The sequence below is a fragment of the Vibrio sp. THAF190c genome (assembly GCF_009363355.1).
Taxonomy (GTDB): domain Bacteria; phylum Pseudomonadota; class Gammaproteobacteria; order Enterobacterales; family Vibrionaceae; genus Vibrio; species Vibrio fortis_A.
In genome coordinates this window covers 2,218,873-2,241,236 of record NZ_CP045338.1, presented here as the reverse complement: position 1 = coordinate 2,241,236, position 22,364 = coordinate 2,218,873, and the positions used below count along the sequence as shown (strand labels likewise).

21 protein-coding genes are annotated in these 22,364 nt (G+C 45.0%); 17 read left to right on the top strand and 4 right to left on the bottom strand.

Translation table 11 applies throughout. The features are described from left to right. Positions 1-20 precede the first annotated feature (20 nt). Positions 21-662 (top strand): uridine kinase, encoded by a 642-nt coding sequence (udk, locus tag FIV04_RS09935; protein ID WP_032552025.1) that lies wholly within the window; start codon positions 21-23, stop codon positions 660-662. Between the two features lie 123 nt (positions 663-785). Beyond that, on the top strand, positions 786-2,888 hold the full coding sequence (locus FIV04_RS09930) for an AsmA family protein (protein ID WP_152469038.1): 2,103 nt from the start codon (positions 786-788) through the stop codon (positions 2,886-2,888). Positions 2,889-3,056: 168 nt separating this feature from the next. On the opposite strand, the gene cobO is transcribed toward FIV04_RS09930, so the two are convergent. Beyond that, positions 3,057-3,662: a cob(I)yrinic acid a,c-diamide adenosyltransferase gene (cobO, locus tag FIV04_RS09925; protein WP_032552027.1), complete on the bottom strand. Its 606-nt coding sequence runs from the start codon at positions 3,660-3,662 to the stop codon at positions 3,057-3,059. A gap of 84 nt (positions 3,663-3,746) precedes the next feature. Here cobO and FIV04_RS09920 point away from each other — a divergent pair, with 84 nt between their 5' ends. Then, entirely contained in the window at positions 3,747-4,196 is a 450-nt protein-coding gene (locus tag FIV04_RS09920; RefSeq protein ID WP_152469037.1) for a low molecular weight protein-tyrosine-phosphatase, read from the top strand. 92 nt (positions 4,197-4,288) lie between these two features. Here FIV04_RS09920 and FIV04_RS09915 read toward each other — a convergent pair whose 3' ends face one another. Together FIV04_RS09915 and rne are read right to left on the bottom strand one after the other, a co-directional pair. After that, the gene (locus FIV04_RS09915; protein WP_032552029.1) at positions 4,289-5,836 is read right to left on the bottom strand and encodes a SulP family inorganic anion transporter; all 1,548 of its coding nucleotides are present in this window, start codon (positions 5,834-5,836) and stop codon (positions 4,289-4,291) included. Between the two features lie 261 nt (positions 5,837-6,097). Continuing rightward, positions 6,098-9,172 (bottom strand): ribonuclease E, encoded by a 3,075-nt coding sequence (rne, locus tag FIV04_RS09910; RefSeq protein WP_152469036.1) that lies wholly within the window; start codon positions 9,170-9,172, stop codon positions 6,098-6,100. Between the two features lie 594 nt (positions 9,173-9,766). Here rne and rluC point away from each other — a divergent pair. Further along, positions 9,767-10,711 carry a 23S rRNA pseudouridine(955/2504/2580) synthase RluC gene (rluC, locus tag FIV04_RS09905; protein ID WP_152469035.1) on the top strand — a complete coding sequence of 315 codons (945 nt, stop codon included), beginning with the start codon at positions 9,767-9,769 and terminating at the stop codon, positions 10,709-10,711. A 312-nt stretch (positions 10,712-11,023) separates the two neighbouring features. Here rluC and FIV04_RS09900 read toward each other — a convergent pair whose 3' ends face one another. Beyond that, on the bottom strand, positions 11,024-11,605 hold the full coding sequence (locus tag FIV04_RS09900) for a nucleoside triphosphate pyrophosphatase (RefSeq protein WP_152469034.1): 582 nt from the start codon (positions 11,603-11,605) through the stop codon (positions 11,024-11,026). Positions 11,606-11,754: 149 nt separating this feature from the next. On the opposite strand from FIV04_RS09900, the gene yceD reads away from it, so the two are divergent. The 13 genes from yceD (at position 11,755) to FIV04_RS09835 (ending at position 22,277) form a co-directional block, all read left to right on the top strand. After that, entirely contained in the window at positions 11,755-12,282 is a 528-nt protein-coding gene (gene yceD, locus FIV04_RS09895) for a 23S rRNA accumulation protein YceD (RefSeq protein ID WP_032552033.1), read from the top strand. 35 nt (positions 12,283-12,317) lie between these two features. After that, entirely contained in the window at positions 12,318-12,488 is a 171-nt protein-coding gene (gene rpmF / locus FIV04_RS09890; protein ID WP_004414666.1) for a 50S ribosomal protein L32, read from the top strand. Positions 12,489-12,498: 10 nt separating this feature from the next. Further along, positions 12,499-13,524, top strand: a complete 1,026-nt coding sequence (gene plsX / locus FIV04_RS09885; protein ID WP_032552034.1) for a phosphate acyltransferase PlsX — start codon at positions 12,499-12,501, stop codon at positions 13,522-13,524. Positions 13,525-13,529: 5 nt separating this feature from the next. After that, complete coding sequence (locus FIV04_RS09880) at positions 13,530-14,480, top strand: beta-ketoacyl-ACP synthase III (protein ID WP_032552035.1); 951 nt, start codon at positions 13,530-13,532, stop codon at positions 14,478-14,480. Between the two features lie 80 nt (positions 14,481-14,560). Next, positions 14,561-15,484: an ACP S-malonyltransferase gene (gene fabD / locus FIV04_RS09875; RefSeq protein ID WP_152469033.1), complete on the top strand. Its 924-nt coding sequence runs from the start codon at positions 14,561-14,563 to the stop codon at positions 15,482-15,484. 20 nt (positions 15,485-15,504) lie between these two features. Beyond that, the gene (fabG, locus tag FIV04_RS09870) at positions 15,505-16,239 is read left to right on the top strand and encodes a 3-oxoacyl-ACP reductase FabG (protein ID WP_172974268.1); all 735 of its coding nucleotides are present in this window, start codon (positions 15,505-15,507) and stop codon (positions 16,237-16,239) included. 166 nt (positions 16,240-16,405) lie between these two features. Beyond that, positions 16,406-16,639: an acyl carrier protein gene (gene acpP, locus FIV04_RS09865; RefSeq protein WP_004737381.1), complete on the top strand. Its 234-nt coding sequence runs from the start codon at positions 16,406-16,408 to the stop codon at positions 16,637-16,639. Between the two features lie 93 nt (positions 16,640-16,732). Continuing rightward, entirely contained in the window at positions 16,733-17,977 is a 1,245-nt protein-coding gene (gene fabF, locus FIV04_RS09860) for a beta-ketoacyl-ACP synthase II (protein WP_032552037.1), read from the top strand. Between the two features lie 102 nt (positions 17,978-18,079). Then, positions 18,080-18,889 (top strand): aminodeoxychorismate lyase, encoded by an 810-nt coding sequence (pabC, locus tag FIV04_RS09855; protein WP_152469032.1) that lies wholly within the window; start codon positions 18,080-18,082, stop codon positions 18,887-18,889. Continuing rightward, a complete protein-coding gene (gene mltG / locus FIV04_RS09850; RefSeq protein WP_152469031.1) occupies positions 18,886-19,902 on the top strand; it encodes an endolytic transglycosylase MltG in 1,017 nt (338 codons plus the stop codon). Before pabC ends, mltG begins: the two co-directional genes overlap by 4 nt. An 11-nt stretch (positions 19,903-19,913) precedes the next feature. After that, a complete protein-coding gene (tmk, locus tag FIV04_RS09845) occupies positions 19,914-20,546 on the top strand; it encodes a dTMP kinase (RefSeq protein ID WP_032552040.1) in 633 nt (210 codons plus the stop codon). Between the two features lie 7 nt (positions 20,547-20,553). Beyond that, positions 20,554-21,519: a DNA polymerase III subunit delta' gene (locus FIV04_RS09840; protein ID WP_152469030.1), complete on the top strand. Its 966-nt coding sequence runs from the start codon at positions 20,554-20,556 to the stop codon at positions 21,517-21,519. Then, complete coding sequence (locus FIV04_RS09835; protein ID WP_032552042.1) at positions 21,510-22,277, top strand: TatD family hydrolase; 768 nt, start codon at positions 21,510-21,512, stop codon at positions 22,275-22,277. Before FIV04_RS09840 ends, FIV04_RS09835 begins: the two co-directional genes overlap by 10 nt. Positions 22,278-22,364 lie beyond the last annotated feature (87 nt).

Below are 22,364 nucleotides of genomic sequence, written 5' to 3'. Positions count from 1 at the left end.
ACCATATCGGGTGCAAAATAATGTCTGATAATAATCAATGTGTCATCGTAGGTATCGCTGGCGCTTCAGCTTCAGGAAAAAGTCTGATTGCTAGTACTATTTATAATGAGTTGCGCGAAAAAGTAGGCGACCATCAAATTGGTGTTATCACGGAAGATTGCTACTACAGCGACCAAAGCCACTTGAGTATGGAAGAGCGTGTTAAAACAAACTACGACCACCCAAATGCATTAGATCACGATCTACTGTGTGAGCATCTTAAAGAGCTAATGAACGGCAACGCGGTTGAAGTTCCAGAATACAGCTACTCTGAGCACACACGTACTTCTGAAACGACTACACTTACTCCAAAGAAAGTGATCATTTTAGAAGGTATCCTACTGCTAACAGATCCACGTCTACGTGAACTGATGCACGCGAGTGTTTTCATGGATACACCACTAGATATTTGTCTACTGCGTCGTGTTAAGCGTGATGTTGAAGAGCGTGGTCGTACGATGGACTCTGTACTGAAGCAATATCAAGAGACAGTACGTCCTATGTTTATGCAGTTCATTGAGCCATCAAAGCAGCATGCCGATATTATCGTCCCTCGTGGTGGTAAAAACCGTATCGCAATCGACGTTTTGAAAGCTCACATTGCTAAGCTATTAAAGGCGTAGTCGGTACCATCTGACAAAAGTAAGAATTTAGTTATAAGTTCTTAACTTAGCTTTATTTTTTATCGAATAAGTGGCACTTTTATAGTGCCACTTTCTTTTGGAATCTAAGCAAGGAATATGCGGATGAAGAAACTACTCATTTTCATAGCTATCCCAGTTGTTGTCGTTATCGCGGCGATTCTGGCGCTAGTGCTGTTAGTGAATCCCAACCAGTTTAAACCACTGATCGTCGAACAAGCCCAAAAACACACTGGTTTAGAGCTTGTGATTGAAGGTGACATCAGCTGGCAATTTTTCCCATCGATTGGTTTTGAACTAGGAAAGACAGAACTGCGTAATCCGCAGGGCTTCACTCAACCTAACTTATTCAAAGTTGATACCGTCGGCGTTGATATCTCTGTTACACCTCTTTTTAGCAATCAACTTGAGATCGGTAACGTTACGCTGGATGGCGCTGAATTCTATTTAGAAACTCTAAAAGATGGCAGTAAGAATATTGATGCGTTAACACAGGCTCAAACCGCTGCTACTCCTGCAGAAGAGACAACAACTCAACCAGAAGAAGCGTCCACTTCGCCACAAGAAAGTGCAGCCTCAAATTGGACGATTAACCTCGCCGGTGTGACTGTATCGAATGCATTGTTCGAGATGGATGACAAACAAGCTGGTTCATTTATCAAGCTATATGATGTGGCGTTTAACCTATCTGAATTCGCGGCTGATACGTGGACTACAGCGACTTTCTCCGCATCTGGTGAGAACAATCAGCAGAAGTTCTCAGCGCAAGGCAGTGCAGACTTGAAGCTGGCAAAAGGCTTCGCGAGCTATGCGCTGCGTAATATAGACTTGAATGCGACCTTTAGCGATCCAAGTACTCAAATTGAGTCGGCTAAGATTGGTCTTGATACGTTCGAGTTCGACAAAGTGAATAACTTAACATATAGCGTTGTGGGTAATGCTGCGGGTATGGAACTGGATCTGAAAGGCGCTGGTGAACTGTCAGTTGATAGCGCGATTTCAAAAGTTGTGCTTAACAAGCTAACTCTAGACTCTACGTTTAAAGGTGATGCACTTCCTCAATCACCAATGAAAGTCGATATGCTATCTGATCTGAGTTTTGATCTAACTAAGAGTCACTTGAGCTTTGTATTAGAGAAGCTTCAAGCGAACAGCATCGCACTTGACGGTAAAGCAGATGTGACGCTCTCTGAGATTCCTAAGGTACGCTTCTCTCTTCATAGTCCGAATATTGATTTGGACGAGTTCTTAGGTTTGGGTAGCGCTTCTGATTCGTCAGCAGCCTCACAGCCAGCTAAAGAAGCTGAATCTTCAGCACCTGCGAAAGAAGTAGAACCGGACTTAACAGCCTTGAAAACGCTTGATGTTAAAGGCGATATTACAATTGATAAATTCAAAGCTAATAACGCTCATATGCAGAATGTAAAAGCGGCATTCTCGGTTAACCGTGGCGTCGCAAAACTAGAGTCATTCACGTCTAACCTTTATGAAGGCTCTATTTCTGCGACAGCGACTCTGGATGCTCGTAAGTCACCAGCGTCATACACGGCTAAGAAAGCAATCAAGGGCGTTAAGGTTCAGCCATTGCTGGTGGATGTTGCGGACAACGATATGCTCGAAGGTACTGGTAACATTGACGTGAATGTTTCTGGTAAGAGCCTAACTCCAACAGGTATCAAGCAGAATCTAGTGGGTACTATTGCTATCAACTTTGCCGATGGTGCTGTAAATGGTATCAACGTAGCACAGCTGATTCGTGAGAACTATGCGAAGATCAAGGGTGAGAAGTACGACGAGAGCGAAGGTGTTCAAAAGACCGATTTCAGTGCGATGAAGGCGACACTAAAAGTCGACAAAGGTTGGGTATCAACTAACGACCTTTCAGCGCAATCACCTCTGCTGCGTGTAACTGGTTCAGGTAAGGCTAACTTCATCAAGGAGACCGTTGATTTCCTAGTGCGCACCTCTATTGTGGGCTCACTGGAAGGTCAGGGGGGCAAGAGCATTGATGACCTTAAAGATGTGACGATTCCAATTAAGGTTACAGGTGCTTGGGCAGATCCTAAGTTTAGCTTAGTGTTCGACGACGTATTGAAACAGAAAGCTCAGAAAGAGATCGACCGTGGTGTGGAGAAACTCACGGATAAGATCAAAGATGAGAAAACCAAGGAAGCGGTAGATGGACTTCTGAAAGGTCTGTTTAACTAATCCGTTTTTAGTCTGATATAAACGAAGCGCCACTCTCTAATTAGGAGTGGCGCTTTTTTATTTGAACGTCTAAAACAGAGATTTTCTAAGACGCTCGCCCTTTGTTATAGGAGGTAACACGGCCAAAGCCGTGATTTGCCTGAGTCGAGGATCCCTGTTCGAGGGTTATTACCAATCCACGCCTTGCAGAGCTTTAACCCCTGATTCAAAAGCATGTTTGACATTACGTACCTCTGAAACCGTATCTGCCATCTCCGTAAGTGTGCGGTGAGCGCCACGACCTGTAATGATCACTGATTGCATCTTCGGTCGGTTATTGAGTGCTTCAACAACTTCATCAAGTTCAATGTAACCGTAACTGACCATGTAAGTCAGCTCATCAAACAGAATCACATCCAACGATTCGTCAGCAAGCATGCGCTTACACTCTGTCCAAACGCGTTGTGCAGCTTCAATATCTTTGGCTTTGTTTTGTGTTTCCCAAGTAAAGCCAGTGCCCATCACCTGAAATTCAACATCGAGTTTCTCAAGTACGTTCTTTTCACCGTTGTCCCAGGTTCCTTTAACGAATTGAGCAACAGCACATTTCTTACCGTGACCAACAGCACGAGTAATGGTACCAAAGCCTGAAGTTGACTTGCCTTTACCATTACCTGTAATAACAAGCAGTAGGCCTTTAACTTCCTGAGCAGCAGCAACACGAGCATCAACTTGTTCTTTAACTTTCTGTTGGCGGGCCTTATGGCGCTGTTCTTTGTTGTCTTCAGTCGACATAACTCTTCCTTATAATTTGTGATTAGCACTATCATAGCTTAAGTTAACACTATCAAAAACCATCGAAAGAACAGGTGATTAGAGATGAAAAAGATACTGGTAGTCTGTATGGGGAATATCTGTCGCTCTCCAACAGGTGAAGCGATATTGCGAGCCAAGGCCAAGTCTAGGGGGATCGAGGTTGAAGTTGACTCCGCTGGTACAATCGGTTATCACCAAGGAAACCCACCTGATCCACGTTCTAAAGCGGCTGGTGAGGCTAGGGGCTACAGCTTTAAAGGAATTCGCTCTCGCAAAGTAGTGGCACAAGATTTTGATACGTTCGACCTAATTTTAGCTGCAGATAGAGCAAACTTAGCTGACCTAGAATCTCAATGTCCGGCTCACTTACAGTATAAATTGGCTCTGTTTCTAAGCTATGGTGAATCGAGTTATGAGGAAATTCCTGATCCTTACTATGGAGAGGGGGATGGCTTTGAGCTGGTTCTCGATTTAATTGAAGAGTCGAGTGAAGCGATACTGAAATCCCTTTAGCAAGATCGTATTCCGCTTTAATAAGCCGATACAAAAATGCCGACGTTTATCGTCGGCATTTTTTATTCTTATCTATGTAAAGCCATCAGCTATTACTTAGACATAACCTTGTAGATTGGGTCTTCTGCAACGTTTGCTTCAACCAAGCTACCTGCTTTGTGCAGCATAGCAACACAGTCTTGGCTTAGGTGACGTAGGTGCAGTGTTTTACCCTGTGCAGCGTAACGCTCAGCAATAGTATCGATCGCTTCAATTGCTGAATGGTCAGTTACACGAGAGTTTGCGAAGTCTACAATAACGTCTTGAGGATCTTCTTGAGCGTTAAATAGCTCTAGGAAGTTCGCTGTAGAACCGAAGAAGATCGGGCCATTCACTTTGTACTCTTTTGAGCCTTCTTCGTTGATGCAAGTATCTGCGTAGATGTGCTTAGCGTGCTGCCAAGCGAACATTAACGCAGAAGCGATAACACCAACAAATACAGCAACTGCAAGGTCAGTCATTACAGTAACAACCGTTACTAGAACGATAACAAAGAAGTCTTGTTTTGGTACGCGGCGCGCAAGCTTGAACGTTGCCCATTCGAATGTACCGATAACAACCATGAACATTACGCCCACAAGTGCTGCTAGAGGAATCATTTCAATTAGCGACGATGCAAATAGGATGAACATCAGTAGTGCAACTGCAGCAACGATGCCTGATAGACGACCACGACCACCAGAGTTTACGTTGATCATCGATTGACCAATCATCGCACAACCACCCATCGCGCCAAATACTGAACACGTTACGTTAGCCATGCCTTGACCAACACACTCACGGTTTGATTGGCCACGAGTGTTTGTCATTTCATCAAGTACTGTCAGAGTCAGTAGCGATTCAATTAGACCAATTGCCGCCAGAATTACTGCGTAAGGCAAGATGATGTAAATCGTTTCTAGGTTAAATGGTACTGCTGGAATCGAGAATGTTGGTAGAGAGCCTGCAAGCGTTGCAGCATCGTCACCAGACATAGTACGTAGGAAGTCAACTACTGTACGTGTTTCTAGATCTAAACCAACCACTAGCGCTGTCACAGTCACGATAGCAACCAGTGAAGAAGGCACTGCAGTCGTAAACTTAGGCAAGAAGTGGATGATAGCCATAGTCAGTGCCACTAGACCAAGCATAAGTGTCATTTGGTCTGTTGGAAGCCAAGTTAGCGCGCCAGTGATGTCTGGTGCTTTAAACTGGCCAAGTTGCGCAAGGAAGATAACAATCGCCAAACCGTTCACAAAACCAATCATTACTGGGTGTGGAACGATACGAATAAATTTACCGAGCTTGAATAGACCCGCAGCTATCTGTAGAAGACCCGCTAGCATGATAGCGGCAAAGAGGTATTGAACACCGTGAGTCGCAACTAGGCTAACCATTACAACGGCCATTGCGCCTGTTGCACCAGAGATCATGCCAGGACGACCGCCGAAGATAGAAGTGATAAGACCGACGATGAATGCTGCGTATAGACCAACCATTGGGTCAACACCAGCAACAAAGGCGAATGCAACGGCTTCAGGTACTAGAGCAAGTGCTACAGTAAGACCTGAAAGAACGTCATTCTTTACAGAGTGCTTTGAAAATTGTGGGAATTCGAACATGTGTGCTCAGCTATGCTTTAAATGGATTTACCGACACGAACATATTGCGGAGCTAAACAGGTGTATAAAAGAGCGGCAATAGCTAAGTGTCGAAAAAGATAAGTGCGCGAATCCTACCCAAAAATGTGATTAAGTTCAAGGTTGAACCTAACTTTGAGTAATATATCTATTAATCGTTATTCCGATAACGCATGTGAAAAAGGCTGCTTATAATAAGCAGCCTTTGATTCTATTTACTTAAGAATTTACAACAGTAAATGCTTAGTAGTTTGGCTTAGTCATACCAGAACCCGCTTGGTTCGAAGCAACCTGACTACCTGCACCCTTCGATACGTAACGTTCGCTACGGAATGGTGCTGCAACAACTTCAATCTCTTTGATCTCTTGTGGACCAGGAGCTTTCGTCATTGGCGAGCTAGCTTGTTTCTTCGCTTCTACTGAAGGTTTCTCTTCAGTCACAGGTGCTGCTTCAACTGGTTTAGCCTCAGTGATTGGTGCTTCAACAACTGGAGCTTCAGCTAAAGTCTCTTCAGCTTCTGCTTCAACCGTTTCTTCAGCTTTAACTGATTCTTCAACAACTGGTGCTGCTACAGGCGCTTCAGCTACAGGTGTCTCAACAACAGGTGTTTCAACAACAGGTGCTTCAACTGCAGGCTGTGCTACCACTTCTTCAGCTTTCGCTTCAACCACAGGCTCTTCACGGCGGATAATCACTTTACCCATTGCCATTTCAGGACATGCAAAACCACCAGCAATCACAACATTGTTTTGAACAGCTTCTAGTTCAGTTGATTGTTGTACTTGCGCTTCTGCTTTAGCAGCTTCAGGTTTTGCTTGTTTGTGGTGCGGTTTAGGCACGAAACGAGGCATCACTTTACCCATCGCCATCTCAGGAGAGGCTACACCACCTTTACGTAGGCGGAATGGGTTAGGGCGACGGTCACGACCGCGACGACGACGTTGACCACTTGCACGTAGGTGACGTGGAGAACGACGGTTACGACGTTGCTTCGGCTCTTCCTGTTCTGTTTGTTCAGCGTTCGCTTGGCTAGCTTCTACTTGTTCCGCTACCTTTTGCTCTTGAGCAACAGACTTATCTTTAGCTGCAACCTGCTCTTTCGCAGAGTTGTTTTCTGCTTGAGCTTGCTGGTCTTTAACGCGGATCTGCTTGTTCAGTTTACGACGTTGACGACGCTCTTTAACTTTTGCAGCTTTCGCTTCAGACTTCTGTTTTTGACCTTCAGGTTTAGACGCTTGAGCATCAGCTGCTAGCTGTTGACCTTGTTCTGCAACCTTAGATGGTACTTGCTCTTCGCGTTGTTGCTTCTGCTCGTCACGCTGCTTATTGCGGCGGTCTTGCTTCGGCTTACGGTTTTGACGAGGTTGCTGAGTTGCATTTTCTTTTTGCTCTTCAGGCTTCTCATCGCGAGCTGGCTTACGACGGCGCTTGTTGTCGCGGTTCTCGTTACGATCACCACGCTGGTTGCGACGACGATTGTCATTGCGATCGCGACGTTGACGGTTGCCATTGTTGCGATTGTTCTTAGGTTTCTCTTCTTGCTTCTCTTCTTGTTTTTCTTCTTGAGATGAAGAGCCACCGAATAGGAAGCTGCCAATAGCCTTGAAGAAGCGGCTGATTAGGCCTGATTCTTGTGCCTTAGGCTCTTCTTTCTTCTCTTCTACTTTTGCAGCTGCTGCTTTTGGCGCTGGAGCTGGCGCAGATTGAGCAGGAGCAGCAAAACCTTTCAGTGCAGGTTCTTCGATCTTCTTAGGACGAATCGTCTGTTCTGCTGGCTCTTTGCTTTCTGCTTCTTTCAGAGCGTCTAGCTTCTTAGGAAGTAGGTAAGAAAGTAGATCGAACTCTTCACCTTCACGAACACGGATAACTTCGAAGTGCGGAGTTTCCATATCAGAGTTAGGTACAACAGTGATCTTAACTTCTTGAGTACGCTCAATGTGGTTTACAGAGCGACGCTTCTCGTTCAATAGGTAAGAAGCGATTGGCACAGGTACAACTGCAAGCACTTGTGCTGTGTTGTCTTTTAGAGCTTCCTCTTCGATTAGACGAAGAACTGAAAGTGCTAGAGATTCATTGTCACGAACAACACCAGTACCTGTACAACGAGGACAAATGTGGTGGCTTGCTTCTGCTAGTGATGGGCTCAAACGTTGACGAGACATCTCTAGAAGACCAAAGCGAGAAATACGGCCAATTTGTACACGAGCACGATCTAGACGAACGGCATCACGTAGACGGCTTTCTACTTCGCGTTGATGACGAACAGGCGTCATATCGATGAAGTCGATAACTACTAGACCACCTAGGTCACGTAGACGAAGTTGACGAGCAATTTCATCTGCGGCTTCTAGGTTTGTGTTCAGAGCTGTTTCTTCAATATCACCACCTTTCGTTGCACGAGCAGAGTTGATATCGATAGAAGTTAGAGCTTCTGTTGGGTCGATAACGATTGAACCACCCGACGGAAGGCGAACTTCACGTTGGAAAGCAGATTCAATTTGGCTTTCGATCTGGTAGTGGCTAAATAGAGGAACTTCACCGTCGTACTTCTTAACGCGACTGATAAAGTCTGGGCGCACTAGTTGAATGTGCGCTTGTGCACGCTCAAAAATAGTGTTGCTATCGATAAGAATTTCACCAATATCACGACGCAAGTAGTCGCGAATTGCACGAACAATTACGTTACTTTCTTGGTGGATAAGGAAAGGTGCTGCGTTTGAATCCGAAGCCTGCTTGATAGCAGCCCAGTGATTAAGTAGTACGTTTAAGTCCCACTCAAGCTCTTCTGCGCTTTTGCCAACGCCAGCAGTACGAACGATTAAACCCATGCCTTGAGGAAGCTCAAGTGTGCTTAAAGCTGCTTTTAGTTGAGTACGCTCGTCACCTTCGATACGGCGAGAGATACCGCCTGCACGAGGGTTGTTTGGCATAAGAACTAAGTAGCTACCCGCCAAAGAGATAAAAGTAGTCAGTGCAGCACCTTTGCTACCACGTTCTTCTTTCTCAACTTGTACGATAACTTCCTGGCCTTCCTTTAGCACTTCTTTGATGCTTGGACGACCTTGGTATGTGTAACCTTCAGGGAAGTATTCGCGGGCAATTTCTTTAAGAGGGAGGAAACCGTGACGTTCTGCGCCGTAGTCAACAAATGCCGCTTCTAGGCTTGGTTCAATACGAGTGATACGTCCTTTGTAGATATTCGCTTTTTTTGATTCGTGACCTGGACTTTCGATATCAAGATCGAAAAGTCGCTGGCCATCAACCAAAGCGACACGCAACTCTTCTTTTTGAGTTGCGTTAATTAACATTCTTTTCATTTAGAAATACTCATTGTCTTTTCTTATTTTCATCATTGTTCTTGTCGCTTGATTTCGTTTCTCATGGTGCCTGATCCCATGGCTTTATCGGTGCAGCCTCCCGGCTGGAAGGGATGCTCTTGGGGCACGTCAGTCATCATAGATAGTGAACTATGATCCGCGATGTGGCGGTGAATACTCAACATGAGCGTACGTGAGTAGAGCGACAAGGAACTCAGTTAACGGTGTCTTACGCCAATGCAGCACGGTTTTGACTGAGTCATCTACTCATTTACTTGCTTGTGAATGGTTGGCTGTTTAAATAGTAGTCAAACCATAGATAGCAGCTGTGAACTATAGCAGTGGTCGCTAATCACAGCAATCTGCTTTATCAGAATGCGCGAAAAAAAACGGTTTTTGTTTGGGTTTTGATAGCTCTAACTCACTGTCTATCAATAATTTATCAAATGATATTTAATTTTGCGGCAGTCTTGATTGTTTTTTGTTCGAAGAATCAAACAAATATAGAAGTTTCACACCTCCTTTTGGGTATAATCGCGCTGAAAAATGCAATTAACTCTCAATTATCAAATTTGACAGTGATACACTAACCGCATGAGCGAAATTAGAACCAAAGTCCAATTTGTCGACATCGATGAAGATATGGCTGGTCAACGTATTGATAACTTTTTACGTAACCAATTAAAAAACATCCCAAAAAGTATGATTTATCGAATCGTACGTAAGGGCGAAGTGCGTGTTAACAAAAAGCGCATCAAAGCAGAATACAAACTGAAAGCCGGCGATCTTGTTCGTATTCCACCAGTGACTGTGGAAGAGAAAATCGAAGAGAACGTGCCAAGCACCAAGCTGAATAAAGTGTCCGAGCTAGAGCATTGCATCATTTATGAAGATGACCACATGCTTATCTTGAATAAACCTTCAGGTACCGCGGTGCACGGTGGCAGTGGTCTAAAGTTCGGAGCCATCGAAGCTCTACGCGCATTGCGACCAGAAGCCCGCTTCCTTGAATTGGTGCATCGAATTGACAGAGATACTTCGGGCATCCTCTTGGTGGCGAAAAAGCGTTCGGCGCTGCGCCATCTGCAAGCTCAGTTCCGTGAAAAGACGGTCCAGAAGTACTACTTTGCATTAGTCATGGGCGAGTGGAAGAACAGTTGTAAGGTAGTGAATGCACCGCTTCTTAAAAATGAAGTCAACAGCATTGTTCGTGTAAACCCGAATGGTAAAGCTTCTGAAACCCGCTTTAAGGTGTTAGAGAAGTTCAAAGACGCGACTTTGATTCAAGCAAGCCCGATTACTGGTCGTACTCACCAAATTCGTGTTCACACACAGTACACGGGGCACCCGATTGCATGGGATGATCGCTACGGTGATCGCCGCTTTGACGCGTACACGGGCAAAGTTGGTTTAGACCGTCTGTTCCTACATGCCGCGAATATTAAGTTCACACACCCAAGCAGTGAAGAGAAGATGGATATCTCGGCTCCAATGGAAGCTAAGTTAGAGAAGGCAATCGTAGGTCTGCGTAAGCTTTAATTCTGTAAGATACGAGATACGAGATACGAGATACGAAGGGATAGAGTGTTCTCCCAATTTGTTCTGCAGTATCCATAAATGAGAAAGGTTGAAGAATTTCGTCAACCTTTTTTGTTTGTGCTCGTTATCAGAGATCCCCAACTCACTCGTCCCTCACTCTTGGGGATGACGAACTTTGGTTTTTTAGTGATAAAGCAACTCGATTATGTTGGTCGAATCGTGTTGTTATTCTAGAGTGAGTGACAAAGCTAGTCATTCCCTAGACCGACGAAGGAAGGAGTAGGGAATCTCTATAAAGTGCTCGAGACCAACCTAAAGCACATCCAACCCTTGCGCTTCCAACATATCAATCAGGTCGATAAGCGGCAGTCCAATTAACGTATTTGGGTCTTTACCTTCAAGACGTTCAAAGAGAGCAATACCCAGTCCTTCACTCTTAAAACTGCCCGCACAATAGAAAGGCTGCTCTTTGTCGACGTAGCTTTCGATTTGTGCAGTGGTTAAGTTGCGAAAATGAACCACAAAGGTGTCGAGACGTGTGTCAGCTTTTTGAGTAACGGAATTCCAAACAGAGAGGCCGGTGTAAAAGGTGATGCTTTTGCCGCTTTGGCGTGATAGCTGTTCAATGGCCTTTTCGCGGGTGTGTGGTTTACCAATGATTTCTCCATCAATCACACACACCTGGTCTGAACCTATGATCAGGCTTGACGAAGTGACCTGACAAGACTTGGCTTTTTCTTCTGCTAAACGCATGACTAATTGTTGCGGCGATTCTCCGGCAATTGGTGTTTCGTCGCAGTCTGGCTTAGCAGTCACAAAGTCTAAATGGAGCTTTTTGAGGATCTCTTGCCTAAATGGCGAAGTAGAGGCCAAAACTAGTTGGTAATTTTTCATTTTAATTTACAATTCGTAGAAGCATTTAATGCAGGATATAGTAACTTATCTTGATATTCATAATGCTCTGTATGGGAAAGGGAAAAAAGTGTACTTTTTTTGCCATTTCCTTTGACTAAACTCGATTTGGAAGATAATATTCGCGCCCTATGCAAAAGGTAAAAATACCGCGTACAGTTGATCCGGCTAGAACCGCTCAAAAACGACTTGATTTAGATGGCATCATCCAAACTAGTCTTTTCAAGCGCTTAAGCGAAGCAACTGAAGGCGTAAAACGTGACGCGCAAGTCTCATTGTCATTTGGGCTTGATGAACAACGATTAGTCGTTATCTCTGGTAAAGCTAACGTCGAAGTCGATTTAGAGTGTCAACGTTGTAATGAGGTTTTCGCACATGAGTGCGATGTCGAATTCACTTATACTCCTTACTACAATGAGAAAAGTGAAGAAGAAGCACCGGAAGAGTACGATTTGGTAGATCTGAACGAGTACGGTGAGTTAGACCTGATTCAACTAGTTGAAGACGAGTTCATCCTTGGATTGCCTCAAGTAGCAATGCACGACGAAGCGGACTGTAGCGTTAACTCAAATAACTTGGTGTTTGGTGAACTTCCTGAAGAAATTGAGGAAGAAAAGAAGCCGAATCCATTTGATGTTTTAAAAAGCTTAAAGAAGTAACTGCTTCTTTAAGAATTTACATAGGAGTAGGGTCAATGGCCGTACAAAAGAGCAAGAAATCACGTTCAATGCGTGGCATGCGTCGTTCACACGATGCGCTAACTACAGCTGCACTTTCTGTAGACGCAACTTCAGGTGAAACTCACCTACGTCACAACGTGACTGCGGAAGGTTACTACCGCGGCAAAAAGGTTATCAACAAGTAAGGTTGACCTTTTGCAAAATATAACCGTTGCGCTTGATGCAATGGGCGGGGATTTCGGTCCTCGTGTAACAGTGCCTGCCGCCGTGCAGGCACTGTCGTATTTCCCAGAGCTAAAAGTCATTCTCATAGGTGATCGAAATGCGATCACATCTCAATTATCCTCATTAGGTCGGCAGCCTGATTCTCGTTTGAGCATCCAGCACTGTGACCGAGTTATTTCAAACTCAGAAAAGCCTTCTCTTGCCTTACGAAACAGTCAGGGCAGCTCTATGCGTGAAGCAATCGATCTGGTTGCGGAATCTCAAGCAGACGCATGTGTCAGCGGTGGTAATACCGGTGCATTAATGGCTTTGTCACGTTTTCGTTTGAAACTCCTTCCCGGCATTGATAGACCAGCACTTGTCTCAGCGTTGCCAACTGCATCCGGTGGTAGAACGTGGATGCTGGACCTAGGTGCCAACGTATCCAGTGACGCAGACTCTCTTTTTCAATTTGCTGTTATGGGAAGCGCACTCGCAGAACAACATTTAAACCGCCCACCACGTGTCGCGATTTTGAATATCGGCGCAGAAGAAATAAAAGGCAATGACCTTGTAAAACGATGCGCGGAAATGTTGTCTAACACCCAGTCTGTGAACTTCATCGGCTATATTGAAGGAAATCAGCTGCTGCAAGATGCAGCAGATGTGGTTGTTTGTGATGGTTTTGTGGGCAATGTGTGCCTAAAAACGTGTGAAGGTACTGCACAACTCTTTATTGATAAGCTAAAAACGCGCATCATGGCGTCAACGATAAAGGGTTGGATCGCCAGAATACTGTTTTCTGAGCTATTTACTGAATTAAAAACCTTGAACCCCGACCAGTATAACGGCGCAAGTTTGTTAGGATTGCGCGGCATTGTCATTAAAAGTCATGGAAGTGCTGATGTATCTGCGGTCGTCAACGCAATTGGCGAGGCAGTACACGAGGTCAAACGACAAGTCCCTAGCCGCATTAGCGATCGTTTGGAAGCGGTTTTACTCGAGAGGCATTATTAGTCTTCATGTATAGCAAAATATTAGGTACTGGCAGCTACTTGCCATCTCAGGTGCGTACAAACGCAGATCTAGAGAAAATGGTAGAGACTAGCGATGAGTGGATTGTTGCTAGAACAGGTATTAAAGAGCGTCGTATTGCTGCAGAAAATGAAACTGTAGCGGATATGGCGTTCTACGCTGCTGAAAACGCAATTGATATGGCGGGTATCGATAAAAATGATATCGACTTGATCATTGTTGCAACGACCAGCAGCAGCCATACGTTCCCTTCTTCTGCATGCCAGGTGCAAGGTAAGCTTGGTATTAAAGGCTGTCCAGCGTTTGACTTAGCGGCGGCATGTTCTGGTTTTGTTTACGCATTATCAGTGGCTGACCAACACATCAAATCAGGCATGTGTAAGAACGTTTTGGTTATCGGTGCAGATGCATTGTCTAAAACTTGTGACCCAACTGATCGTTCTACTATCATCCTATTTGGTGATGGCGCAGGTGCAGTTGTTGTGGGTGCGAGTGAAGAGCCAGGTATTTTGTCTACTCACATTTACTCTGATGGTAAATACGGTGAGCTACTAAGCCTTGAAGTTCCTGAGCGCGGCGGTGATGCTGACAAATGGCTTCACATGGCAGGCAACGAAGTTTTCAAGGTGGCAGTGACTCAGCTTTCTAAGCTAGTAAAAGACACACTGGCAGCTAACAACATGGATAAGTCGGAACTAGATTGGCTGGTACCACACCAAGCCAACTACCGCATTATCTCTGCAACAGCTAAAAAGCTAACTATGTCACTTGATCAGGTGGTGATTACACTTGATAAGCACGGCAACACGTCGGCAGCGACGGTTCCGACTGCGTTAGATGAAGCGGTTCGCGATGGACGAATTAAGCGCGGTCAGACTCTTCTTCTTGAAGCGTTTGGTGGCGGTTTCACTTGGGGCTCAGCTCTGGTTAAGTTCTAACCCCTAAGTCGACAGAACAATCAAGGCACATAGATTATGTGCCTTATTCAATTTTTTGCATTGCTTAAAGGATAATTACAATGAGCAAGTTTGCTATCGTATTCCCAGGCCAAGGCTCTCAAGCTGTTGGTATGCTTGCTGAACTAGGCGAGCAGTATGATGTTGTAAAACAAACATTCGCTGAAGCTTCTGAAGCTCTTGGTTACGACCTATGGGCTCTAGTTCAAGAAGGTCCAGTAGAAAACCTAAACGAAACTTTCCGTACTCAACCAGCTCTACTTGCAGCATCTGTTGCTATCTGGCGTGTATGGCAAGAGCTTGGCCTAGAGCAACCTGCAAACCTAGCAGGCCACAGCCTAGGTGAGTACTCTGCATTAGTATGTGCAGGCGTTATCGACTTCAAAGAAGCGATCAAGCTGGTTGAACTTCGTGGTCAATTGATGCAAGAAGCGGTACCAGCAGGCGTTGGTGCAATGTACGCAATCATTGGTCTAGATGACGAATCAATCGCTAAAGCTTGTGAAGAAGCTGCACAAGATGAAGTGGTTTCTCCAGTTAACTTCAACTCTCCAGGCCAAGTTGTTATCGCTGGAAATAAAGCGGCTGTAGAGCGTGCTGGTGCACTATGTAAAGAAGCGGGCGCTAAGCGTGCACTTCCTCTACCAGTATCTGTACCGTCTCACTGTGCACTAATGAAGCCAGCTGCTGAGAAGCTAGCCGATGCTCTAGAAGCACTAGAGTTCAACGCACCTGCACTGCCTGTTATCAACAATGTTGATGTGGCTGCTGAAACAGACCCTGCGAAGATTAAAGATGCACTTGTTCGTCAACTTTACAGCCCAGTACGTTGGACTGAAGGTGTGCAAGCAATGAACGAGCAAGGCGTAGAAAAACTACTAGAATTAGGCCCAGGTAAAGTACTAACAGGTCTAACTAAGCGTATTGTTAAAACAATGACAGCTGCTGCAGTAAATGATGCTGCATCACTAGAAGCTGCTAAATAACGACATAAAGAGAAGTTATGATGAATTTAGAAGGCAAAGTTGCACTAGTTACAGGTGCAAGCCGTGGTATCGGTCGTGCTATCGCTGAACTTTTAGTTGAGCGTGGTGCTAAAGTTATCGGTACTGCAACGTCAGAAAACGGTGCTGCTGCGATCAGTGAGTATCTTGGTGAGAACGGTAAAGGTCTTGCTCTGAACGTAACAGATGTTGATTCTATCGCTGCAACACTAAAAACCATCAACGATGAGTTTGGTGCGATTGATATCCTAGTGAACAACGCTGGTATCACACGCGATAACCTACTTATGCGCATGAAAGATGACGAGTGGAACGATATCATCGATACTAACCTAACGCCTATCTACCGCATGTCTAAAGCGGTACTGCGTGGCATGATGAAGAAGCGTGAAGGCCGTATCATCAACGTAGGTTCTGTTGTTGGTACTATGGGCAACGCTGGCCAAGCAAACTACGCTGCAGCTAAAGCAGGTGTTATCGGTTTCACTAAGTCTATGGCACGTGAAGTAGCTTCTCGTGGTGTGACAGTGAACACAGTTGCACCTGGTTTTATTGAAACAGACATGACAAAAGCGCTAAATGATGACCAACGTGCAGCAACTTTGGCGAATGTACCAGCAGGTCGTCTAGGCGACCCTCGCGAAATCGCTGAAGCTGTGGTATTTTTGGCGTCGCCTGCGGCAGCTTATATCACAGGTGAAACACTTCACGTCAATGGCGGTATGTACATGGTGTAAATTGTGTGCAACATTTGTGCATGATTTAAGTCAAAATCATACGTAATTTCGGTTAAAATCGCTAAAATTGTGGTTTGACCAGAAAAGTTGGCCTTGCAACTTTTAATAGATTGAATAAACTACGGAAAACATCGCATAAAGCGAACTCTGTAAAGGAAAAGAAAAAATGAGCAACCTCGAAGAACGCGTAAAGAAAATCATTGTTGAACAACTAGGTGTAGACGAAGCAGAAGTTAAAAACGAAGCTTCTTTCGTTGATGACCTAGGTGCTGATTCTCTAGACACTGTTGAGCTAGTAATGGCTCTAGAAGAAGAATTCGACACTGAAATCCCAGATGAAGAAGCTGAGAAAATTACTACTGTTCAAGCTGCTATCGATTACGTAACTAGCGCTCAGTAATAATCTCTCCCAGGCGGTCACCTCGACCGCCTGTGTTTTATCTAACTCATCTATCCTCATCCTAAATCATTTCAATCCCCGGAGTGTAAAATCGTGTCCAAGCGTCGTGTAGTTGTCACTGGCATGGGTATGTTGTCACCGGTAGGCAACACTGTAGAATCTTCTTGGAAAGCCCTGCTAGCTGGTCAAAGTGGTATCGTGAATATCGAGCACTTTGATGCAACCAATTTCTCAACTCGTTTTGCAGGTCTAGTTAAAGACTTTAACTGCGAAGAGTACATGTCTAAAAAAGATGCTCGTAAAATGGATCTATTCATCCAGTACGGCGTCGCAGCAGGTGTTCAGGCACTTGATGATTCTGGTCTAACCGTTACTGATGAGAACGCACCACGTATTGGTGTGGCTATCGGTTCTGGTATCGGTGGCCTTGGTTTGATCGAAGCTGGTCACCAAGCGCTGACTGAAAAAGGCCCTCGTAAAATTAGCCCATTCTTTGTTCCGTCAACGATCGTGAACATGATTGCTGGTCACATGTCTATCATGCGTGGTCTACGCGGTCCTAATATCGCTATTTCTACTGCATGCACAACTGGCCTACACAACATTGGTCACGCAGCTCGCATGATTGCATACGGCGATGCAGACGCAATGCTAGCGGGCGGTGCTGAGAAAGCATCTACGCCTCTAGGTATGGGTGGTTTCGGTGCAGCTAAAGCACTATCAACACGTAACGATGAGCCGCAAAAAGCTTCTCGTCCATGGGATAAAGGCCGTGACGGTTTTGTTCTTGGCGATGGCGCAGGTATGATGGTACTAGAAGAGTACGAACACGCTAAAGCACGTGGCGCTAAGATCTACTGTGAGCTTGTAGGCTTCGGTATGTCTGGTGACGCTTACCACATGACTTCTCCAAGTGAAGATGGTTCAGGTGGTGCACTAGCGATGGAAGCGGCGATGCGTGATGCTGGCATTACTGGTGAACAAATCGGTTATGTAAACGCACACGGTACATCGACTCCAGCAGGTGACGTAGCAGAGATCAAAGGCATCAAGCGTGCTCTTGGCGAAGCAGGTTACAAGCAAGTACTAGTTTCTTCGACTAAGTCGATGACTGGTCACTTACTAGGTGCTGCAGGTTCTGCAGAAGCTATCATCACTGCAATGTCTCTGGTTGATCAAGTTGTTCCACCAACTATCAACCTAGACGATCCTGAAGAGGGTCTAGACATTGACCTAGTTCCACACACAGCGCGTGAAGTTAGCGGCATGGAATATGCGGCGTGTAACTCATTCGGCTTTGGTGGTACAAACGGCTGTTTGATCTTCAAAAAGATTTAATCATCTTATAAAAGACTCAAACATCGTAGATAGTCACTAATTAGACTTGTTTTTAAACGGCTTGATGCTTAGCATTGAGCCGTTTCTTTTTTGGAGAAAAGCATGTTTTGGGTTGATGGAGAAAGCCAACAAACAGTCGCCTTAACCGATCGCTCGTTTCAGTACGGCGATGGTTGTTTTACCACGATGCTGACACTCGATGGTGAAATTCAATATTACAATGATCATCAACAGCGAGTTGATGCTTGTCTCGTTGCTTTGCGCATTGCTCCTCTCGATTGGGAGCAAGTCAGCTTATGGTTGGATAAAGCGCTTTGCTCTGTACCTGAAAAAGGGTTAGGGGGCGTTAAGCTACATGTGAGTCGTGGTTCTGGTGGCCGAGGTTACAGCCCATCAGGCGTGTTTTCATCTGTCGTGACCATTAGTACGTTTGCTTTTCCAGAACATTACAGTCAATGGCAGCAATCTGGCGTCGAACTCGGTGTTTGTCAGCAAAAACTAGGGCTATCCCCATTGTTAGCCGGCCACAAGCATAACAATCGTCTTGAGCAGATTCTCATGAAGGCTGAGCTAGATGAATTAGGCTTGGTTGATGGTATTGCATTAGATATCAATGAGCAGGTGGTCGAAACCACGATGGCGAACCTGTTTTGGCGCAAAGATTCAATGCTCTTCACTCCTGAACTTAACGCCAGTGGCGTTGCTGGGGTAATGCGTAAACAGGTGTTGCTTGAGCTAGGTAAGCAAACAGAGGTTGTCGTCGGTCGCTTTGACCTAGAACACCTACTTTCTAGCGACGAGGTCTTTATGACTAACTCAATCCTTGGTGTTGCTCCTGTTACCAAGATTAAAGAAACACAATTCGAAATTGGACATGTCACACGTACCCTTCAAGGACTATTAAACTCGTGATTAAGAAGTTATCTATTTTTGTCGTCTTATGCTTAGTGATCGCAGCATCAGCAGCATTCTATATTTACAATCAAGCTGAAGCGCACCTAAAACAAGTAATTCAGCTAGAGGAGCCACAGGTGATCACTGTTGCTCCTGGTGCGAGTTTCCATCGTGTATTGAATCAACTGGTTGATGAAGGTTTGTTTACGGCGTCGCCATACAGCAAGCTGATTCGTAAGCTTCACCCAGAATTGGTTGATGTGAAAGCGGGTACTTTCTTGCTTGAGCCAGAACTAACGCTTAACCAGGCACTTCAAGTATTGGTTGAAGGTAAAGAGCACCAGTTTACGATCACATTTGTTGAAGGTAGCCGCTTTGATGAGTGGCGTCAGCAGCTAGAACAGAACGAATTTATTGAGCAGACGCTACAAGGCGTCTCAGAAGAAGAGATCGCAGAGCTACTGGGTATTGAACATAAGAAGTTAGAAGGTTTATTTCTCGCTGAGACTTATCACTACACCTATGGCACCAGCGATTTAGACTTATTGAAACGTGCTCACAAAGATCTCATGGATGTGGTTAACCAAGAGTGGGAGACTCGTGCTGAAAAGCTGCCTCTTAAATCACCGTATGAAGCGCTTATCCTTGCGTCTATCATCGAAAAAGAGACTGCTGTTGCTTCTGAGCGTGAGCGTGTTTCATCGGTATTCGTGAATCGCCTAAATAAGCGTATGCGCCTACAAACCGATCCAACCGTTATCTACGGAATGGGTGATAGCTATGATGGCAACATTCGTAAGAAAGATTTAAGAACACCAACACCATACAACACATACACTATCAATGGTCTACCGCCTACGCCGATTGCGATGGCTGGCAGAGCATCGATTAATGCGGCTTTGAACCCAGAACAAAGTAACTACCTTTACTTTGTGGCAAGCGGCACAGGTGGTCACGTATTTTCAAAGAGTTTGGCTGAGCACAACCGTGCAGTACGAGCTTACTTAAAACAATTAAGAAAAAACAAATAAAGAACAAAGCTATGAATCAGTCGAAGTTTATTACGGTAGAAGGTCTAGAAGGTGCAGGTAAAAGCACTGCGATTAACGCAATCTTAGCGACACTCAAAGAATCAGGTGTCGCTGAGGTCGTGAATACTCGTGAGCCTGGTGGTACTGTCCTTGCCGAAAAGATGCGCTCTTTAGTTAAAGAAGAGCATGAAGGTGAGAAGCTGCAAGATATGACCGAGCTGTTATTGATGTATGCAGCGCGTGTTCAGCTGGTAGAGAATGTAATTAAGCCAGCGCTTGCTGAAGGTAAATGGGTGCTGGGTGATCGTCATGATATGTCGTCACAAGCCTATCAAGGCGGTGGTCGTCAGATTGACCGCAAGACCATGACGTCATTAAAAGAGACTACTTTAGGCGACTTCAAGCCCGATTTGACTCTATATTTAGATTTGGACCCACGTGTTGGCCTTGAGCGTGCGCGTGGTCGCGGCGAGTTAGATCGTATTGAAAAGATGGATATCTCATTCTTTGACCGTACACGTGAACGTTACTTAGAGATCGCCGAGCAAGATGAATCGGTATTGGTCATTAATGCAGAGCAAGAGATCGAGCAAGTAGCGGCAGATATCAAACAAGCGCTAACAACTTGGTTAGAGCAACAGTAGGTTAAACATGACCGAGTTATACCCTTGGCTATCACCACTTTGGAACGAGTGGAAAAAGAGTCTAGAAGCAGGGCGATTCCCCAATTCATCGATTGTTAATGCACCGCTAGGTTTGGGTGTTGAAAAAGCCGTGGATCAACTCACCGCGTCGTTGATGTGTATCAACTACGAAAGTGAGGCTTGCGGTTTTTGTCATAGCTGTGAGCTGATGAAATCAGGCAGTCACCCGGATTTTCATGTTATCTCTCCAGAGAAAGAGGGCAAAGCGATCACAGTCGATCAGATACGATCGAGTAATCGCTGGGCGCAAGAGTCATCCCAATTGAATGGCTTGCGTGTCATCGTGGTTAGTCCAGCCGAGGCGATGAATGAATCGGCTTCGAATGCACTACTAAAGACCTTAGAAGAACCCTCTAGTGAGTGTGTTTTTATTCTAGTTAGCCAGAACAGCCATCGTTTAATGCCGACGATTGTCAGTCGTTGTCAGCAGTTCAGCGTCGCTACTCCAAGCTTAGAACTAGGTGGTCAGTGGTTGAAGCAAGAGCTAGGAAAAGATGTCCCAGACTACGTGCTATCTCTGAATGACAATGCCCCGCTACTAGCAAAAGCTATGGTAGAAGAGGGGGGGGTAGAGAACTCTCAACAACTGTTCGACCGCTTTCTGAAGATTATTCAGCGCAGTGACTTCAATTTGATGCAATTGGCATCTGAAATAGCGAAAGATTCAATTGTTCAGTTAAGTTGGTTATGGCATCTACTCTCAGACGTGCAGAAGGTACATTTTGGTATTCAAAGTCAATCTATTCTGCCGAGTGCACAAGCTTTATCGATCACTCTTTCGTATCAAGCGGCTCATAAATCATCGAGTCAGCTATTGGTTCTTCTTGAACAATTAAAGCAACACCCAGGGCTTAACACAGAGCTTCTGATAATGAATTGGCTTATCGCCACTTGCGAGGAAACATGTTCGTAGATTCCCACTGTCATTTAGACAAATTGGACTATCAAGATTTACATACCGGCGTAGAAGATGTCATCAATAAGGCCAAAGAGGCTAACGTTGAACAGCTACTTTCCGTTGGCGTGACATTAGATTCTTTCGAAAATATGCTCGAAATGATCTCGCCTTTCGATAATGTTCATGCATCGTGTGGTGTTCATCCACTTGATGTTGAGAGTGACTTCGATTTTGAACGTATGCGTCGTTACGCAAGCGACGATAAGGTTGTTGCTATTGGTGAGACCGGGTTGGATTACCACTACCAACCAGAGACAGCAGAGCTGCAACAAGAACGTTTTAAGCAGCATGTTGAACTTGCAGTTGAGCTTAACAAGCCTTTGATCATTCATACACGCAATGCACGCGAAGATACTCTCGCTATTTTGCGTGATGGTGGCGCTGAGAAATGCGGTGGTGTTATTCACTGTTTTACTGAGGATCAGGCGTTCGCTGATGCAGCTATGGAGTTGGGTTTTTACATATCAATTTCTGGCATCGTGACTTTTAGGCAAGCGACAGAGTTAAAAGAAGTGGTTAAAAATATCCCACTTGATAGGCTACTGATTGAAACAGACTCTCCATATCTCGCTCCGGTCCCATATCGTGGCAAACAGAATCAGCCTGCATATGTGGTTGAAGTGGCCGCGTACATCGCTCAGCTCAAGGGAATCTCAATGAAAGAAGTTGCACAAAAAACAACGGAAAATTACCGAAAACTTTTTTTGCGATGAAAAATGAAATCGATAAACAAAAGGGAGCGTAAGCTCCCTTTTTTGCGTATTAGATCACCAAAACGCTCAACTTTTTTAATGTTTACG

Excerpts from the sequence above, each read along its gene's own strand:
- udk (WP_032552025.1), top strand. The coding sequence starts at position 21 with ATGTCTGATAATAATCAATGTGTCATCGTAGGTATCGCTGGCGCTTCA.
- FIV04_RS09930 (WP_152469038.1), top strand. The coding sequence starts at position 786 with ATGAAGAAACTACTCATTTTCATAGCTATCCCAGTTGTTGTCGTTATC.
- cobO (WP_032552027.1), bottom strand. The coding sequence starts at position 3,662 with ATGTCGACTGAAGACAACAAAGAACAGCGCCATAAGGCCCGCCAACAG.
- FIV04_RS09920 (WP_152469037.1), top strand. The coding sequence starts at position 3,747 with ATGAAAAAGATACTGGTAGTCTGTATGGGGAATATCTGTCGCTCTCCA.
- FIV04_RS09915 (WP_032552029.1), bottom strand. The coding sequence starts at position 5,836 with ATGTTCGAATTCCCACAATTTTCAAAGCACTCTGTAAAGAATGACGTT.
- rne (WP_152469036.1), bottom strand. The coding sequence starts at position 9,172 with ATGAAAAGAATGTTAATTAACGCAACTCAAAAAGAAGAGTTGCGTGTC.
- rluC (WP_152469035.1), top strand. The coding sequence starts at position 9,767 with ATGAGCGAAATTAGAACCAAAGTCCAATTTGTCGACATCGATGAAGAT.
- FIV04_RS09900 (WP_152469034.1), bottom strand. The coding sequence starts at position 11,605 with ATGAAAAATTACCAACTAGTTTTGGCCTCTACTTCGCCATTTAGGCAA.
- yceD (WP_032552033.1), top strand. The coding sequence starts at position 11,755 with ATGCAAAAGGTAAAAATACCGCGTACAGTTGATCCGGCTAGAACCGCT.
- rpmF (WP_004414666.1), top strand. The coding sequence starts at position 12,318 with ATGGCCGTACAAAAGAGCAAGAAATCACGTTCAATGCGTGGCATGCGT.
- FIV04_RS09880 (WP_032552035.1), top strand. The coding sequence starts at position 13,530 with ATGTATAGCAAAATATTAGGTACTGGCAGCTACTTGCCATCTCAGGTG.
- fabD (WP_152469033.1), top strand. The coding sequence starts at position 14,561 with ATGAGCAAGTTTGCTATCGTATTCCCAGGCCAAGGCTCTCAAGCTGTT.
- fabG (WP_172974268.1), top strand. The coding sequence starts at position 15,505 with ATGAATTTAGAAGGCAAAGTTGCACTAGTTACAGGTGCAAGCCGTGGT.
- acpP (WP_004737381.1), top strand. The coding sequence starts at position 16,406 with ATGAGCAACCTCGAAGAACGCGTAAAGAAAATCATTGTTGAACAACTA.
- pabC (WP_152469032.1), top strand. The coding sequence starts at position 18,080 with ATGTTTTGGGTTGATGGAGAAAGCCAACAAACAGTCGCCTTAACCGAT.
- tmk (WP_032552040.1), top strand. The coding sequence starts at position 19,914 with ATGAATCAGTCGAAGTTTATTACGGTAGAAGGTCTAGAAGGTGCAGGT.
- FIV04_RS09840 (WP_152469030.1), top strand. The coding sequence starts at position 20,554 with ATGACCGAGTTATACCCTTGGCTATCACCACTTTGGAACGAGTGGAAA.
- FIV04_RS09835 (WP_032552042.1), top strand. The coding sequence starts at position 21,510 with ATGTTCGTAGATTCCCACTGTCATTTAGACAAATTGGACTATCAAGAT.